The organism is Sulfitobacter sp. G21635-S1, assembly GCF_027213915.1.
Taxonomy (GTDB): Bacteria; Pseudomonadota; Alphaproteobacteria; order Rhodobacterales; family Rhodobacteraceae; genus Sulfitobacter.
Window position 1 is genome coordinate 1 of the sequence record NZ_JAPWGV010000008.1, and the last position, 16,531, is coordinate 16,531.

Here is a 16,531-nt window from a genome sequence, read left to right on the forward strand (position 1 = left end):
AATGCGCCCTCCCAGGCTCGGGCGCGGCCCTTCGTTCGAAAACGTAACGCTGAGCGCAGAAGAACGATTTACCTCCGACGGCAGCCGTTTCAGGGTTTGTCAGCAATCTGGGGCCCGCCATCTCTGGCGGGCCTTTTGCATTTTCGGGATCAGCCGGGGCTCAGTCGTTGGGACCCAGCGCCGAGAGGCCCTTGAGGATGTCGATGGCATAGGCGAGCTGGTAATCTTCCTCGCGCAGTTCGGCGGCCTTTTCGGCCTTGGCCCGGTCTTCCTCGATCTGTTTGATCTGGTCCTCGGTCAGGCTGTCGTTGTTCAGGCTGCCGCGCAGGTCCGCTTCGGACCGCAACAGGCGGCGCGGTGTTTCCTCTTCCTCGGTTTCGGGGCGCGCCGGGGGCTGGGCGACGATGATGTCGGGCGATACGCCCAGCGCCTGGATGGACCGGCCCGACGGCGTGTAATACCGCGCTGTCGTCAGGCGCATTGCGCCCTCCCCGCGCAGCGGCATGACCGTCTGCACGGACCCTTTGCCAAAGCTCTTGGTGCCGATGACAACCGCCCGGCGGTGATCCTGCAAGGCGCCCGCAACAATTTCAGAGGCCGAGGCAGAGCCGCCGTTGATCAGCACAACCAGAGGCTTGCCCATGCTCAGGTCGCCCGGTGTTGCGTTGACCCGGTCACCGTCGGCCGGATCGCGGCCCCTTGTGCTGACGATCTCGCCTTCCTCAAGGAAAGCATCCGACACGGCAATCGCCTGGTTCAGCAGCCCGCCCGGATTGTTCCGCAGGTCGATGACAAAGCCGTTTACCTTTTCGATGCCGCCGGCCTTTTCAACCTGCTCGTCGATGGCTTCCTTCATCTTGGGGTAGGTCTGTTCGTTGAAGGTGGACAGGCGCAGGACAACGGTATCCCCCTCGATCCGCGAGCGGACAACGGTCAGCTCGATGGTGTCGCGGATGATCGACACGTCGAAGGGCTCCTGTTCGCCTTCGCGTACCACGGTGATCACGATTTCGGATCCGACCGGCCCGCGCATCAGTTCGACCGCATCGTCCAGCGCAAGGCCCAGCAGGCTTTCGCCGTTCACATGGGTGATGAAATCACCGGCCTCCACGCCCGCCTCGTCCGCCGGTGTCCCGTCGATGGGAGAGACCACTTTGACAAAACCGTCTTCCTGGGTGACTTCGATGCCGAGACCGCCGAATTCGCCGCGTGTCTGTTCGCGCATCTTCAGCGCGTCCTTGGGGGACAGATAGCTGGAATGCGGGTCAAGCGAGGTCAGCATCCCGTTGATCGCGGCTTCGATCAGGTCGCTGCTGTCCACTTCCTCGACATATTGGGCGCGGATACGTTCGAAGATATCGCCGAACAGATCCAGTTGCTCATAGACATTTTCGGTCTTGGCGGCCTCTTGCGCGAGAAGCGGGGCCGCGATCTGGGTGGTGGCGATCACGCCTGCGGCCGTACCGCCCAAAGCGGCCATCAAAAATCTCTTCATTGCCTATTCATCCTTCTCGGTCCGGAACCAGGCTTCTGGGTCCTGTGGAATGTTGTCTCTTCTTACTTCTATATAGAGCGTTTCTGTGCGGTCAGTGCCAGTGCCTTCACGATCAGGTGACAATGACGTGCCGCTTTCTGCCGCCTGCCTTGCGTCTTTTTCACCCATCAGCCCAATCGGTGTGCCGCCTGCGATTACTTGACCCGCCTCGCCATAGACCACGTCCAGCCCCGCCAGCACAAACAATGTGCGCGCTTCGGGTTCCAGAATCACCACATTGCCAAAGTCCAGCAACGGCCCGGTGTATCTGATGGTGGCGGCAGCAGGGCTGGTCACGATGGCCCGCGCGCGGGTCGCCATGATGATGCCGGGGCGCTTGACGCCTGCCGCATCGGCCTGACCGGCACGGCGCAGGACCAGACCCTGGACCGGCAGGGGCAATTCGCCGATCCGGCCCTGCAAGGTGACCGGGGCCGGTTCCACCTCGTCCGTGATGATCTCTGCCAGGCCGGAGGCGAAACCATCCAGCGTTTCGGTGGATGCGATCAGGATCGCGGTGCGCACCGGGTCGGCGGTGAAACGGGTCGGCAGTTCGGTCCGGTTTGCCATCGCCTGGTTCAGAGCGGTGCGCGCCGCCTGCACCTGGGTCAGACCGGCCTGCAACCGCTCGGCGGCATCGACCTGCAGCAGGCGCAGGGTCTGCACATCTTCCAGATCGCGGCGCAGGGCGTCTGCCTGCCGGTTCAGGGCCGGTGTCAGTTCCGCCAGCAACATGCCCGCGCGCGCGGTGCCCACCGGGCCATCGGGGTGCAGAAATGCGGTGGGCGATGGGTTGCCGCCAATGCTTTGCAGGACACCGAACAATTGCGCCACTTCGCCGTCGCGCGATCGCAGCTTTTTCGACAGTTGCGCCTCGTTGATGGCGGCCTGCCGCAGCCCGTCGCGCATGGCGCCGAGCCCTTTTTCAAAGGCCTGAATGGTTTCGGTCAGCGCCATCACCCGGTCCCGCGCCCCTTCGGCCTTGTCCAGCATTTCTGCTGCCGCCTCCAGCTCTGCCGCTGCCGCGCGCGCCTGGGTGGTCGCCGCGGTTTCAGCGGCAGCGCAGATCGGCCAGACCAGCAGAGCAAGGGCAAGGAGGCGGATCATGACAGCAGGTTTTTCCCCGTCATCTCTGCGGGCTGGGGCAGGCCCATCAGATGGAGCACCGTGGGCGCGAGATCGGCCAGGCGTCCGCTGGCCAGATGCGCATCCGGCGCGGCACCAACCACGGCTACCGGCACCGGGTTCAGCGTATGTGCCGTATGCGCCCCGCCGGTGTCGGGGTCGATCATGGTTTCGCAATTGCCGTGATCCGCTGTCAGGATCATCGCGCCGCCAGCCGCCTCCAGCGCCTGCATCACCCGGGCCAGACCGGAATCCACGGCCTCGCAGGCGGCAATCGCCGCGTCCAGATCGCCGGTATGGCCTACCATGTCAGGGTTGGCATAATTCACCACGATCAGGTCATAGCCATCCTTGATGGCCTTCACGAAGGTATCCGTCACCTCGCCCGCCGACATCTCCGGCTGCAGGTCATAGGTCGCGACATTGGGGGATTTCGGCATGTGGCGGTCCTCGCCCTCCGATGGCACTTCCTCGCCACCGTTCAGGAAAAAGGTCACATGGGGATATTTCTCTGTCTCAGCCAGCCGGAACTGACGCTTGCCGTGCTGTGCCACCCAGGCGCCCAGCGTGTTGGGCAGGTCGGGCTTGTGGTACATGGTGGTCATGTAACCCGCATGTGCGTCTGAGTATTTCGCCATGCCCATGCAGGCCGCCCAGCCGGGCCGTCCGGCTGTTTCAAAGGCGTCAAAATCCGGGTCGGCCAGCGCCGCCATGATCTCGCGCGCGCGGTCGGCGCGGAAATTCAGGCAAAAGAATCCGTCACCATCCACGGCACCGGTATAGTCGCCGATGATCGTGGCGGGGATGAATTCGTCATCGGTTCCGTTGTCATAGGCCGCCTGCACCGCCGCGCGCGGGCTGTCCGCCTGCTGGCCTTTGCCCCGGATGATCGCGTCGAAGGCGGTCTTCACACGGTCCCAGCGGTTGTCACGGTCCATCGCGTAATACCGCCCGGTGACCGTAGCGATCCGCGCGCCCGCGGGCAGGGCGGCTGTCAGGGTCTCGAAATATTCCAGCGCGGACCGTGGGACGACATCGCGCCCGTCCGTCAGCGCATGGACCACCACAGGCACCCCGGCCGCAGTAAGCGCCCCGATTGCCGCGATCATATGGTTGAGGTGCCCATGCACCCCCCCGTCCGAGACGACGCCCATCACATGGGCCGTGCCCTTGCTGTCCTGCATGGCGCTGATGAAATCCAGCAGCGGCGGGTTCTTTGCAAAATCGCCCTGTTCGATGGCCAGGTCAATCTGGCCCAGGTCCATCGCCACCACCCGGCCTGCGCCGATGTTGGTATGGCCCACCTCGGAATTGCCCATCTGGCCGCTGGGCAGGCCGACGTCCGGCCCGTGGGTGACCAGCGTGGCATGCGGGCAGGTTGCCATGATGCGGTCGAAGGTCGGGGTTCTGGCCAGTGCAGGGGCGTTACCGGTCCGGTCTTCGCGTACACCCCAACCGTCAAGGATACACAGAACCACGGGTTTCGGGATGCTCATCTGGGGCTGCTCCATCTTTTGTTTTGATGGCCTTTTAGCTGCTGTCGCGCCCGCCGTGAACCTCTTTCCTGTCACGATTGGCTGATGCGCGACATTCGGAGCGGGGCAACTTGCGCATCTGTCAGCGCGGAGGGCCAGGCTGACTGACAGGAGGCGGGTTGCAGGTCTTGTCCATGACCCGCAGTTTGGGCATAACGGGTCCTGCAACCGCCCTTTAGCCAAGGACCTCCTCCATGAGCCAGCCTGCGCCCGAAACCCGGATCGTGAATACCTATCGCATTGCCTGTGATGGCGGCGAAGGGGGGCTGGGCCATCCGCGTGTCTGGCTGCAGATCCCGCGTGACAGCGGTTGGGTCGAATGCGGCTATTGCGACTGCAAGTTCATCCACAGCGATTTCGAAGGCAAGCTCTGAGGGCATTGCCCCGGATGGCGGTGCCGCACGGCGGATTGTCCTGCTGATGAGAGCATTTCGCGCAGCTTGAGCAAATGACCGGCCTGGCGCGCAAAGCGCCAGCTTCGGGACAATCTTATGTCACGGATCACGGCAAGTGCTGCCGGTGATGTTGTAATGGGCCGGCCCCGCGCATAAGTTGCAGCGACCCCGTCAGTACGATGGGTCCCCAGCGAAAGTCCGGTGCATGGAACCCAGCATTTTTTCCTTTATCTGGAAATACTCGCGGCGTGACCAGCTTTACCTGCTGGCCTTCACGCTGTTCACCTTTCCGTTTCTCTACGCCACGCTGGAACTGCCCAAGCGGATCATCAACGATGCCATCGGCGCAGAGAGTGACAGGGTTTCGGTATTTGGTTTCGAGATTACCCAGGTGCAGTTCCTGCTGGCCCTGTGCTTTACCTATCTGATCGCCGTCATCGTGCACGGCTTGCTGAAAATGCGGCTGAACACTCTGAAAGGGGTCCTGTCGGAACGCCTGTTGCGGCGGTTTCGCTATCAGTTGATCAGCCGGATGATGCGGTTTCCGCGCAGTTATTTCCGCAAGACCTCGCAGGGGGAACTGGTCAGCATGGTCACCTCGGAGGCGGAGCCGATGGGAGGCCTGATGGGCGATTTCATCGCCCAGCCGATGTTCCAGGCGGGTCAGATGCTGATCATCGTGATTTTCCTGTTCCTGCAAAGCTTCTGGTTCGGTCTCGCCGGGGTTGCCCTTATCCCGCTCCAGGCCTGGATCATCCCGATGCTGCAGCGGCAGATCAACGAGCTGAACAAGGTCCGGATCAAGGAAGTGCGCCAGTTCTCGGCCGAGATCGGGGAAACCGCTGCGGGCATCGCGGATCTGCGCAGCAACGGTGGCTGGCGCTACCGGCTGGCGGCCTTTACCGACCGGCTGGGTCTGTTGTTCGACGTGCGGTTCCGCATCTACCAGAAGAAATTCTTCATGAAGTTCCTGAACAACTTCATCACCCAGCTGACGCCATTTTTCTTTTACGCGGTGGGCGGCTATCTGGCGATTCAGGGGCAGATTACCGTGGGTGCGCTGGTTGCGGCGCTGGCCGCCTACAAGGACCTTTCGAGCCCCTGGAAGGAGCTGTTGACCTACTACAACCAGACCCAGGACATGTCGGTGCGTTGGGACGTGGTGATAGAACGCTTCAACCCGCCAAGGATGATCGACGAAGCGCTTTTTGAGGGCAGCCCGGAAGAGATCCCGCATCTGCGCGGCGATATCGCGTTTGACAGGGTGACGGTGCGGGACGAGGACGGCACAAACATCCTGCAGGACCTGAGCTTTACCATCCCCGCGGGCAGTTGTGTTGCCATCGAAGTCCCGAGCCAGTCGGAGCGGACGGCGCTGGCAGATGTGCTGACCCGAGAGGTGATCCCGTCACGGGGGCATGTCCATATCGCCGGATACGATCTGGCAGGTCTGCACCAGGCGGTGATCGCGGCGCGAATCGGCTATGCGGGTTCGCAGCCCTATATTTTCCAGGGAACCGTGGGGGACAACCTGCTGATGCCCCTGATGACGCATCCGTCGACCGTTCTGTGGGACCCCAAGATGAGCGACCGGACCACGATCGAGGCGCGCCGATCCGGCAACAGCCCGGACAGCACCAAGGCAGAATGGCTCGACCCGTCGATCGCGGATCTGGAAACCAGGGAGCAGATCGTCGATTTCTGGTACAAGATCACATCGGCGGTGGGTACCGCCGATCTGATTTTCCACAACATGCTGGATTCCCGCATGGACCCGGACAAACATCCGGAACTGGCCCGCCGGATCGTGGCGCTGCGCGATGAGGTGCACCAGCGGCTGAAGGCCGACAAGCTGGACAAGGCCGTGTATCGTTTCGATCCCGAGGCTTTCAACCCGGCGGTGCCCCTGGGCGGCAACCTGATGTTTGCCGCGCCGCGCCGGGCGATCACCCAGAAAGGGCTGGTCGAAGAGGGCGGTTTCCTTGGCATGATCATCGAACAGGGCCTGGCGGAGCAGGGCATCGCCATTTCCCAGACCCTGATCGAGACGCTGCACGATACCTTTGGCCGCGACGGCACGGATCATCATCATCCGCTGTTCACCGCGCTGGGGATTGAGGATACCTTGTATGAGCAACTGGTCGACATCGCGCAGCGCCGCCGGGACAAGGGCGATGCAGCACTCACCGAGCAGGAATTCGCGCTGCTGCTGACGGTGCCTTTCGCCTTTACCGCCGAACAGATCGGCCCCGGTTTTCCCGAAAGCTTTAAACGGGAAATCCTGTCGATCCGCAAATCGCGCGGGCCCAAGCTGCGCGAAAAGGCGAAAGATCTGTTTGTCGAGATTGCGCCCGAAAATTACCTGCCGCGGCTGACCATACTGGAGAACCTGATCTACGGTCGTTTTTCAGCCATGGCAGGGTTGCAGGCCGATCTGGTCCGTGACGCGGTGGTCGAGGTAATGGCGGCACATAACCTCATGCAGATGGTCTCGGCCAACCTCTTTGACGTTCCGACCGATATCGGCGGGGCCAATCTGCCGGTGCTGTTTCAGGAGCGGGCGGCTTTTGGCCGGGCGGTGATCAAACAGCCGGATGTGCTGGTGTTCAATCAGGTCCTTGCCGGAGCCGATGCCCAGACCCAGAAGCAGATCAGCGACCGCCTGAGCGACCTGCTGCCCCATACCACGCAGATTTTCCTGAATGACAAGTTCGCGGATGTGGAGGCCTATGACGTGCATATCGAAATCCGCAATGGTCGTCTGGACGGTGCCTCCGAGGCCGAAGACAGCGACATGGACGAAGGCGCATCGGACGATCTGCGCCGGAAACTGCGCATCATCGCAAGCAACAGCCTGTTCAGCACGCTTGAACCGCGCCAGCAGCGTTTGCTGGCCTTTGCCGCGCAATGGTACAGCGCGGAGGCGGGCCAGGTCATCTTTTCCACCGGCGAGCGGGCTGATGCCGCTTATCTTTGCCTGTCAGGCAATGCGGAAATCGTCTGGGCCGGAAAGAACGGTGACACGCACCATGTCGCCGACGTGGGGCCGGGCCGGTTGATGGGCGATCTTTCGATCATTCTGGACGAACCCCGGCAGATGAACCTGATTGCGACCGAGCCCTGCCTGTTCCTGCGCATCGGGGCAGAGCAGTTCCGCTCTGTTCTGGAAAGCGACAAGACCTTGCTGCTGACCCAGTTGCGCACGGTTGCCGGCCATCTGACCGGCGCGGCCGAACTGATGCGCGCGGCGGGGCTGGAAGTGCCACGGGATTTCGGGCCGCCGCTCCCGCCCGCCATTCCGCAGGAGCCCGAACAGGGGCAAGAACCTTGACCGGAAATTATTCCGGTCTGGGGTCCTTTGTCGCCCCGGCGCGGGAAAAGTCGGAACTGTGGCGTTTCGCGGTGGGTGTGGTCATCGCGATTGCGGCCTATTTTGCCTTGAACCGGCTCTTTTTCGGCGCGGTTTACCAGATTGCCGGAAACCGGAGCAACGCGCTCTACAACAATCTGGTCACCGGGGAGACGCCCCTGGCGATGTTCCTGCTGCTGTCCAGCTTTGCCTGTATGGTGTTGAGTGTGGCCCTTGTTGTGCGTGTGCTGCATCGGCGTCCGGTTCGCAGCCTGATCGGACCTATGCCCCTGGCATGGAAGGATTTTCGCGCGGTCACGCTGATGCTGGCGGGTCTCAGCCTGGTGATCGCCCTGCTGCCGCCCTGGGACATGGGCGGCCCTTTCGTGTCCAACATGCCTTTCGGGCAATGGCTGGTGTTGCTGCCCCTATCCCTGTTGGGTGTTTTCGTGCAGGTCAGCGCGGAAGAGATCTTCTTTCGCGGCTATGTCCAGCAGCAACTGGCGGCGCGGTTCCGCTCTCCGCTTGTCTGGATGATCGCGCCTTCGGCATTGTTTGCACTGGGCCATTATCTGCCTGATTCAGCTGGTGAAAACGCCTTTGCCATCGCGCTTTGGGCTGGTGTTTTCGGGGTGCTCATGGCGGATCTGACCGCGCGGTCGGGGTCACTCGGGCCTGCAATCGCGCTGCACTTTTGCAATAACGTGTCGGCGATCCTGATCGTCTCCCTGCCCGACAGCCTGTCGGGCCTTGCGCTCTACCTCACGCCCTTCGGCATGCAGGACACCGAGATGCTTGCAGACTGGTTGCCCGTGGATTTCGCGATGATGCTCGTGTTCTGGCTGGCTGCCCGAGTCGCGATCCGCCGTTGATTGCATTTGTCGCACTCGGGGCTTATCTGGGGGCAAACAAGTCGTCAGGGGCCTGATATGAACTGGATCACGAACTATGTCCGTCCGCGGATCAATTCGATCTTTTCGCGTCGTGAAACGCCGGACAATCTGTGGACGAAATGCGATGACTGCGGCACCATGCTGTTTCACCGCGAGGTATCGGATAACCTGAACGTCTGTACCAACTGCGGCCACCATATGCCGATTTCCCCGCGTGACCGCTTTCGCGCGTTGTTCGACGGTGGCATTTATACCGACATCAAGGTGCCCGTGCCGCCTGCCGACCCGCTGCAGTTCCGGGATCAGAAACGCTATCCTGACCGTCTGAAGGCGGCACAGCGCGAGACCGGCGAAACCGAGGCGATGCTGGTGGGCACCGGTGAAATCGGCCGCACGCCCATTGTCGCGGCCTGTCAGGATTTTTCCTTCATGGCCGGGTCGATGGGCATGTATGTGGGCAATGCGATCATTGCTGCCGCCCAGGAAGCGGTGAAGCTGAAGCGCCCGCTGATCCTGTTTTCCGCTGCAGGCGGTGCGCGGATGCAGGAAGGCATCCTGAGCCTGATGCAAATGCCGCGCACCACGGTGGCGGTGCAGATGCTGAAAGAGGCCGGTCTGCCCTATATCGTCGTGCTGACCCATCCGACCACCGGTGGGGTGACGGCCAGCTATGCCATGCTGGGCGACGTTCAGATTGCGGAACCCAACGCATTGATCTGCTTTGCCGGGCCACGGGTGATCGAACAGACCATCCGTGAAAAGCTGCCTGACGGATTCCAGCGTGCGGAATACCTGCTGGATCACGGCATGCTGGACCGGGTGACACCCAGGACCGAGCTGCGCGAGGAGCTGATCGGCATCACCCGGATGCTGCTGGGGCTGCCGCCTGCCGTGCGCGGCGATCTGCCCGCGCCCGAAGAGGAGGGCGGGGAACTGGCGCATGCGCTGACAGGCGCGGAAGCCAAGCCCGCGGACGCGTCCAAGAAGGACGCCCCAAAAGCCGAGAAGAAATGACAGCCCCGACATCGGACGCCATCCTTGCGCGGATGATGGCGCTGCACCCCAAGATCATCGACCTGACGCTTGACCGGATGTGGCGGCTGCTGGAAGCACTGGGCAATCCGCAAAACGATCTGCCACCGGTGATCCATATTGCCGGCACCAATGGCAAGGGGTCGACCCAGGCCATGATTCGCGCAGGCCTTGAGGCGGCGGGCAAAGATGTGCACGCCTATACATCTCCCCATCTGGCGCGGTTTCACGAGCGCATCCGGCTGTCTGGCGAGTTGATCGCCGAGGATGCGCTGACCGAGGTGCTGGATGAATGCTACGCCGCCAACGGCGGCGGCAACATCACCTATTTCGAGATCACGACCGCGGCGGCGCTGCTGGCATTTGCCCGCACGCCTGCGGATTACACGCTGTTGGAAGTCGGTCTGGGCGGACGACTGGACGCGACCAATGTGGTGGAAAAACCCGCGCTGAGCATCATCACCCCGGTGTCGGTGGACCATCAGCAATACCTTGGTGAAACACTGGCCGAAATCGCCGGCGAAAAGGCGGGGATCATCAAGCGGGGCGTGCCCTGCATCGTGGGACCGCAGGAGGAAGCGGGCCTTGAGGTGATCGAGGCACGGGCGGCGCGGCTGGGCGCGCCGGTACTGGCATACGGACAGCAATGGCATATCGGCCAGGAAGCCGGGCGCATGGTCTATCAGGATGAGCGCGGTCTGCTGGACCTGCCGCTGCCCAATCTGCCCGGTGCGCATCAGGTGATGAACGCCGGGGCGGCGCTGGCCGCTCTGCGGCATCTGGGCGTGAGCAACGAGGCCTGCGAGGCTGCGGTAACCGGTGCCTACTGGCCCGCACGGATGCAGCGGCTCAGAACCGGGCCGCTGGTCGATCTTGCGGGCGCGGCCGATCTGTGGCTTGACGGGGGCCACAACCCGGCGGCGGGCGAGGCTATCGCGGCATTGCTTGCCGAGGCGCCCGACCGCCCCACCCACCTGATCTGCGGCATGCTGAACACCAAGGATATCGGCGGTTACCTGCGCCCGCTGGCGGCACATGCGCGGTCGCTGCATGCGGTTTCCATCCCCGGCGAAGCCGCGACACTGCCCGCTTCGGAAACCGCGAAGGCCGCGCGGGCGGCAGGGCTGGAGGCTGTGGAATCACCCGATGTGGCACATGCGCTTGCTGATATCGTGGCGCAGGACCCCCATGCACGGGTGCTGATCTGCGGGTCGCTTTACCTTGCCGGTGTGGTGTTGCGCGAAAACAGCTAACGGGCGATATTTCGTTGCAGATGCTCCTCTGGGGGCCAGATGTGGTATGATGTACCTCAATTCACACGTGGTTTGACCACAAGAACATATTGAGGACGACACCGGAGCAGCACCATGGCACATCAATCGAACACCATCTCCGAAAAGCAGAGCGACGACCGTGGCCTGTCTCAGGCGATCTTTATCATGGTTGGCATCGGCATCATCCTGGGCGGTCTTTGGTTTCTGTATCAAAGCACCGCGCCATATCATCCGGACGTCACCGGCGGGCAGGAAGAGATCTATCTGTCCACCGACAGCTAGGATCCCGGTCCAGCGCCTAGCTGCCCCAGCCTTCGGCCTGCATTTCGCGCAACCGTGATGCAGTGCGTTCGAATTCAAAGGTGCCTTCGCCTTCGAGGTAGAGCATTTCCGGCACGGCAGCGGCAGAGCAGATCAGCCTGACGCGCGCCTCGTACAGGGCGTCGATCAGGGTGACGAAACGTTTCGCCTCGTTGAAGTTGCTGCGGCCCAGCTGCGGGATGTCGTCCAGCAGAAGAACCCGCACGGCATCGGCCAGCGCGAGGTAGTCAGCCGCACCCAGCGGTTTGCCGCATAGCCCGTGAAACCCGGCCCGCGCCATACCGTTGCGAAAGGCCGGTATCTCGACCTCGCGGCCCTTGACCTTGAGGATCAGGGGCGCGCCCGGTCCGCCGGCCAGATCGTTCCAGACCGCATCCATGGTCGCGCGGCTTTCGGCATTCACCGGTGTGAAATAGACCTGACTGCCCGCCAGCCGGTCCTGCCGGTAATCCCTGGGGCTGGCCAGTTCATGCACCACCATGCGATCCTTGATCAGATCGATGAAGGGCATGAACAGATTCCGGTTCAGCCCATCCTTGTACAGGTCGTCCGGCACCCGGTTCGACGTGGTCACCACCACGACACCGGCGGCAAAAAGCGCCTGGAACAGGCGGCCCACGATCATCGCATCGGTGATGTCGGTGATCTGCATTTCGTCAAAGGCCAGCAAGCGGACGGATTCGGCCACTTCGGCCGCGACCGGGGCAATGGCATCGTCAACGCCGGTCTTGCGGGCCTCGTGCATGGCGCTGTGGATTTCCTGCATGAAGGCATGGAAATGGACCCGTCGCGACGGAATGTCGCCCATATGATCAACAAACATGTCCATCAGCATGGATTTGCCACGCCCCACTCCGCCCCAGAGGTAAAGCCCCCTGGGCGGTTCGGGTGCCTTGCGGAACAGACCCTTCTTGACGGGGTGCAACAGGGCGCTGCGGATGCGGTCGAATTCCGGCAAAACGGCCTGTTGCGCCGGGTCCGCTGTCAGCTTTCCCTGGGCAATCAGGTCATCATAGGTTTCTTGCAGTGTCGGCATGGGGATTTCTTACAGGCCCGCGCCGGCGATGGAAAGCAGCGGCGCCTGCGCCCGTCGCATAAAGCGCCCCGTCTTAGACCTGCATCGCCAATACCCTGCTGCACTACGCACTCTCGGGACATTGCCGATGTGATCGGTCTCAGGTCAAAGGCTGGACGCGATAGGTCAGGAAATGTGGGTGTATCAACACATTTGATCATTTGACGCGACAATTGGTTTCGGTACTTTTGAGACAAATTCAAATGGCGGATCTGACATGCAAGAACGGACATCCATTTTCACCCCCGTTCTCTTGGTCGGGTGTTTCATCATCATGGTCAGCTTTGCGGTGCGCGCGTCTTTCGGTGTTTTCCAGATCCCGATTGCAGAAGAATTCGGCTGGCTGCGCACGGAATTCTCGCTCGCCATCGCGATCCAGAACCTTGCCTGGGGTGTCGGGCAGCCGATATTCGGCGCTGTCGCCGAAAAGATCGGCGACCGGCGTGCCATCATCATCGGCGCGGTTGTCTATGCGCTGGGGCTGATCCTGTCGGCCAATTCCGGGACCCCGCTGGAGCATCAGGCCTATGCCTGGCTGGTGGGATTCGGCATCGCGGGCACCGGGTTCGGCGTGATCCTGGCGGTTGTGGGCCGGTCGGCTTCCGATGAAAACCGCTCCATGTCACTGGCGATTGTCACGGCGGCGGGATCGGCGGGTCAGGTGTTCGGCGCGCCGACAGCCGAATGGCTGCTGACATTTCTGAGCTGGCAGAGCACCTTCCTCGTCTTCGCGGCGGTCATTCTGGCGATGATCCTGACACTGCCACTGATGCGCGCGCCCGCGATGGCCAGCAAGGCGGAGCTTGAGGAAAGCATGGGCCAGATCCTGGTCAAGGCCTTCCGTGATCCATCCTATACGCTGATCTTCCTGGGGTTCTTTTCCTGCGGATATCAGCTGGCCTTCATCACCGCGCATTTTCCGGCCTTCGTGACCGAGATGTGCGGGCCGATTCTGGCGGGCGGGGTGCTGCATAACATCGGGATCACGACTACATCGGCACTGGGCGCCGTGGCGATTTCGCTGATCGGTCTGGCGAATATCGCGGGGACACTGGCCGCGGGCTGGGCGGGCAAGCGCTATTCCAAGAAATACCTGCTGGCGGGCATCTATGTGGGCCGCACGGTGATCGCGGCGATGTTCATCATGTTTCCGATCACGCCGGTTACGGTGATCCTGTTCTCTGTCGGAATGGGCGCGCTCTGGCTGGCGACGGTGCCGCTGACCTCGGGCCTTGTCGCGCATATCTACGGGCTGCGCTACATGGGCACGCTCTATGGCATTGTTTTCTTCAGCCACCAGTTGGGCAGCTTCATGGGCGTTTGGCTGGGCGGGCGCATGTATGACGCCTATGGCAATTACGAAGCCGTGTGGTGGATCGGCGTGGCCGTGGGGGCTTTCAGCGCCATCGTGCATCTGCCGATCCGGGAAAAGCGGCTGGCAGGGCTGGTGACGGCCTGATCCGGGCGGAGGGCAGCGTTACGTGACCCAGGTCTTGCGTCAGACGCCATAGCCCCGCAGGATTTCCAGTATCTCGTCTGAATGGGTGTAGGTCAGCCCGTGCCCGGCCCCTTCAAGCACCTCATGCGCCGCCTTGCTGTTCAATTCCGCCAAAGTCCCGATGGCGGCGGCCGGGATCACCCTGTCGGCACCGCTCCAGATCGCCAGCACCGGCAGGCCTGCCGACTGCAGCTTCACGTGTTCGGATTCCTGTGTTTTGGACAGCAGCCCACGCAGGCTGGCCAGCACCGCAGGGGTAAACCCCTGATACTCCGTTTCTTTGGTCTGAAGCAGGGTGACGTCCGGCACCGCAGTGGGCAGATCGCGCTCGGCCCGGACGCCTTTGCGATGCATCCGGGGAAACAGGGCCAGCATCAACCAGTCGCCGATCAAGGGGGTGTCGATGATGAACCGCATCAGTTTGCCACGCGCCAGCCCCATACCCGCCGGTGCCAGCAGAACCAGCCGGTTGACCCGGTCGGGATGTTCCGCCGCGAAGGCCGTGCTGATCGCCCCGCCCATCGAATACCCGACAAGTGTGATGTCACCCTCGACCCCCTGATGGGCCAGCAACTCGCGCAGCTGGTCGAGAAAGAACGCTCGGTCCTGCGGCGCCCTGGGCCGGTCGGAATAACCGCGACCGTAGAGGTCATAGGTCAGCACCCTGTAACCCCGCTCGACAAGGCCGGGGGTCAGGCCGCCCCAGACGAAACTGGGCGTGGTCAGACCGTGCACGCAGACGCAGACCGGCCCGTCCGCCGGGCCATGCCAGTTGAAATGCGTGACCCCCTTGCTGAGCCGCACAAACTGCCCCGGTGCCGTGCCGCGCGCGCTGTCGTCCATGCGGCGGCGGTTCCATTCGATCAACGGCGGCAGGGCGATGACCGCCGCCAGAATCAGCAGGACCCAGATCACTGGCCTGCGTTCCAGCGGTCCAGAATATAGCGGCTGGTCATCAGATCCAGATGCGCGCCGCCGCCGTTCTTGAACAGCGTGATCTCATCGCGGGACTCTCGGGTAAACCGGGCAAGGTCGTAGTAATCCGCAATCAGATCGTCGCGGGTGATTGCCCCGGATTCCAGCGGGATATTGATTTCGCCGATATGGCCGATGGTGGTGTCAAAACTGTCGACAAAGATGCGCGCCCGCTTCAGTGCCGCATCATCGGTTTCGCGCATGTCGGGTCGGTAGGCGCCGATCAGGTCGATATGTTGCCCCGGTTGCAGCCAGTCGCCCCTGATCAGGGGTTGGGTCGACATGGTGGCCGAGGTGACAATATCCGCGCCGCGCACGGCGGTTTCCAGATCCTCGGCAACCGCCAGTCCCGGCAATTCGCTGGCCATGGCCTGAGCGTTCTCCGGGGTTCTGTTCCAGACGGTAAAGGCGGCATCCGGAAAGGCGGCGGAATAGGCTGCATGCAGCGCCCTGCCTTGGGTCCCGGCCCCGACGATCAGGATGTTGCGGCTGTCCGGGCGGGCCAGCCTGCGGGCAGCCAGCAGGCTGTCTCCGGCGGTCTTCCATTTGGTCACCAGATGGAAATCGACAATGGCGGCCATCTGGCCTGTGTCGTCCGCATAAAGGCAGACACCGCCGTTCACCATGGAACGGCCCTGGGCCGGGTTGCCGGGAAAGACAGTGGCCGATTTGACCGCGATGCCCAGGCCGTCGATCCAGGCGGCGCGGTTGAGCAGGGTATCCTTGCCCCGGTAAAGGAATGTATCCCCGATCTCTGCCTTGGGCAGATCATGGCCTGCGGCCAGCGCATCGGTCAGTCCGATCCAGTCAAGCAGCGCCTCGCCCGCATCGAAGGGGATGTTCGGGACATCGGTCATTGCGCTTCCTCCTCGCTCAGCAGGTCTGCCGCGACAAGGCGGCGGGCCCATCCTTCGGGACCTTCGAACAGATGGGTCTGCCATCCCCGCGCGGCAGCGGCGGCGATATTGGCCGCGCTGTCATCGGTGAACAGCAGGGCGGCCGGGTCAACGCCGCTTTCCCTTTCCAGATGGGCAAAGATGGCCGGGTCCGGCTTCATCATCTTCAGATGACCGGAGATGAAATCGCGGTCGAAGGCGCGGAAAAACGGATAATGGGTTGCGGCCAGATCATAGGTTTCGATCCCGAAATTGGTCAGCGAAAAGACCGGCACACCGTTCTTCTGCAAGGCCTGCATCAGCCGTACCGAACGGTCGATGGCAGGTGTTGCCATGTCCATCCAGTGCTTTTGCCACAGCAGGATTTCGTCGTACCACTCCGGGTTGGCCCTGGCGGTGGCCTGCACCAGATCGCCAAAGGGTTCGCCCAAATCGACCCGGCGATTCATGTCGAAAAGGTCTACGGAAGCGAACAGCGCCTGCCGGCGTTCAGCCCCGATCAGGCGGTCATAGACCGGGAGCGGATCCCAGTGGATCAGCACGTTGCCAATGTCGAAAACGACGGCCTGCGGTTTCATCTGTCTTTATCTCCCCTGCCTGGAAATCCCGGGCGTTCTTTGCAACGAGAA

Annotated in this window: 14 protein-coding genes; 7 read left to right on the plus strand and 7 right to left on the minus strand. The window is 62.4% G+C overall.

The window, feature by feature from the left end; genetic code table 11:
* Positions 1 to 160: 160 nt before the first annotated feature.
* From O4H53_RS09750 to gpmI, 3 genes are read right to left on the minus strand one after another with little or no spacing between them, the layout of a single operon-like run.
* Positions 161 to 1,495 carry a S41 family peptidase gene (locus tag O4H53_RS09750; RefSeq protein ID WP_269363359.1) on the minus strand — a complete coding sequence of 445 codons (1,335 nt, stop codon included), beginning with the start codon at positions 1,493 to 1,495 and terminating at the stop codon, positions 161 to 163.
* A gap of 3 nt (positions 1,496 to 1,498) precedes the next feature.
* Positions 1,499 to 2,641, minus strand: a complete 1,143-nt coding sequence (locus O4H53_RS09755) for a murein hydrolase activator EnvC family protein (protein ID WP_269363360.1) — start codon at positions 2,639 to 2,641, stop codon at positions 1,499 to 1,501.
* Entirely contained in the window at positions 2,638 to 4,155 is a 1,518-nt protein-coding gene (gpmI, locus tag O4H53_RS09760) for a 2,3-bisphosphoglycerate-independent phosphoglycerate mutase (RefSeq protein WP_269363361.1), read from the minus strand. The genes O4H53_RS09755 and gpmI overlap by 4 nt, the downstream gene beginning before the upstream one ends.
* A gap of 233 nt (positions 4,156 to 4,388) precedes the next feature.
* Here gpmI and O4H53_RS09765 point away from each other — a divergent pair, with 233 nt between their 5' ends.
* The 6 genes from O4H53_RS09765 (at position 4,389) to O4H53_RS09790 (ending at position 11,419) form a co-directional block, all read left to right on the plus strand.
* Positions 4,389 to 4,568, plus strand: a complete 180-nt coding sequence (locus O4H53_RS09765) for a zinc-finger domain-containing protein (protein WP_114274281.1) — start codon at positions 4,389 to 4,391, stop codon at positions 4,566 to 4,568.
* A 226-nt stretch (positions 4,569 to 4,794) separates the two neighbouring features.
* Entirely contained in the window at positions 4,795 to 7,920 is a 3,126-nt protein-coding gene (locus O4H53_RS09770) for an ABC transporter transmembrane domain-containing protein (protein WP_269363363.1), read from the plus strand.
* A complete protein-coding gene (locus O4H53_RS09775; RefSeq protein WP_269363365.1) occupies positions 7,917 to 8,810 on the plus strand; it encodes a CPBP family intramembrane glutamic endopeptidase in 894 nt (297 codons plus the stop codon). Before O4H53_RS09770 ends, O4H53_RS09775 begins: the two co-directional genes overlap by 4 nt.
* A 57-nt stretch (positions 8,811 to 8,867) precedes the next feature.
* Positions 8,868 to 9,845 (plus strand): acetyl-CoA carboxylase, carboxyltransferase subunit beta, encoded by a 978-nt coding sequence (gene accD / locus O4H53_RS09780; RefSeq protein WP_269363367.1) that lies wholly within the window; start codon positions 8,868 to 8,870, stop codon positions 9,843 to 9,845.
* A complete protein-coding gene (locus O4H53_RS09785; protein WP_269363368.1) occupies positions 9,842 to 11,116 on the plus strand; it encodes a bifunctional folylpolyglutamate synthase/dihydrofolate synthase in 1,275 nt (424 codons plus the stop codon). The genes accD and O4H53_RS09785 overlap by 4 nt, the downstream gene beginning before the upstream one ends.
* Before the next feature lie 114 nt (positions 11,117 to 11,230).
* Positions 11,231 to 11,419, plus strand: a complete 189-nt coding sequence (locus tag O4H53_RS09790; protein ID WP_269363370.1) for a hypothetical protein — start codon at positions 11,231 to 11,233, stop codon at positions 11,417 to 11,419.
* A gap of 16 nt (positions 11,420 to 11,435) precedes the next feature.
* On the opposite strand, the gene zapE is transcribed toward O4H53_RS09790, so the two are convergent.
* Positions 11,436 to 12,494, minus strand: coding sequence for a cell division protein ZapE (zapE, locus tag O4H53_RS09795; RefSeq protein WP_269363371.1), 1,059 nt, complete (start codon positions 12,492 to 12,494; stop codon positions 11,436 to 11,438).
* A gap of 256 nt (positions 12,495 to 12,750) precedes the next feature.
* On the opposite strand from zapE, the gene O4H53_RS09800 reads away from it, so the two are divergent.
* Positions 12,751 to 13,992, plus strand: a complete 1,242-nt coding sequence (locus O4H53_RS09800; RefSeq protein ID WP_269363373.1) for an MFS transporter — start codon at positions 12,751 to 12,753, stop codon at positions 13,990 to 13,992.
* Between the two features lie 39 nt (positions 13,993 to 14,031).
* Here O4H53_RS09800 and O4H53_RS09805 read toward each other — a convergent pair whose 3' ends face one another.
* From O4H53_RS09805 to O4H53_RS09815, 3 genes are read right to left on the minus strand one after another with little or no spacing between them, the layout of a single operon-like run.
* Positions 14,032 to 14,946, minus strand: a complete 915-nt coding sequence (locus O4H53_RS09805; RefSeq protein WP_269363375.1) for an alpha/beta fold hydrolase — start codon at positions 14,944 to 14,946, stop codon at positions 14,032 to 14,034.
* Positions 14,943 to 15,863 (minus strand): ornithine cyclodeaminase family protein, encoded by a 921-nt coding sequence (locus tag O4H53_RS09810; protein ID WP_269363377.1) that lies wholly within the window; start codon positions 15,861 to 15,863, stop codon positions 14,943 to 14,945. Before O4H53_RS09810 ends, O4H53_RS09805 begins: the two co-directional genes overlap by 4 nt.
* The gene (locus tag O4H53_RS09815; protein WP_269363379.1) at positions 15,860 to 16,480 is read right to left on the minus strand and encodes an HAD-IA family hydrolase; all 621 of its coding nucleotides are present in this window, start codon (positions 16,478 to 16,480) and stop codon (positions 15,860 to 15,862) included. Before O4H53_RS09815 ends, O4H53_RS09810 begins: the two co-directional genes overlap by 4 nt.
* Positions 16,481 to 16,531: the final 51 nt, after the last annotated feature.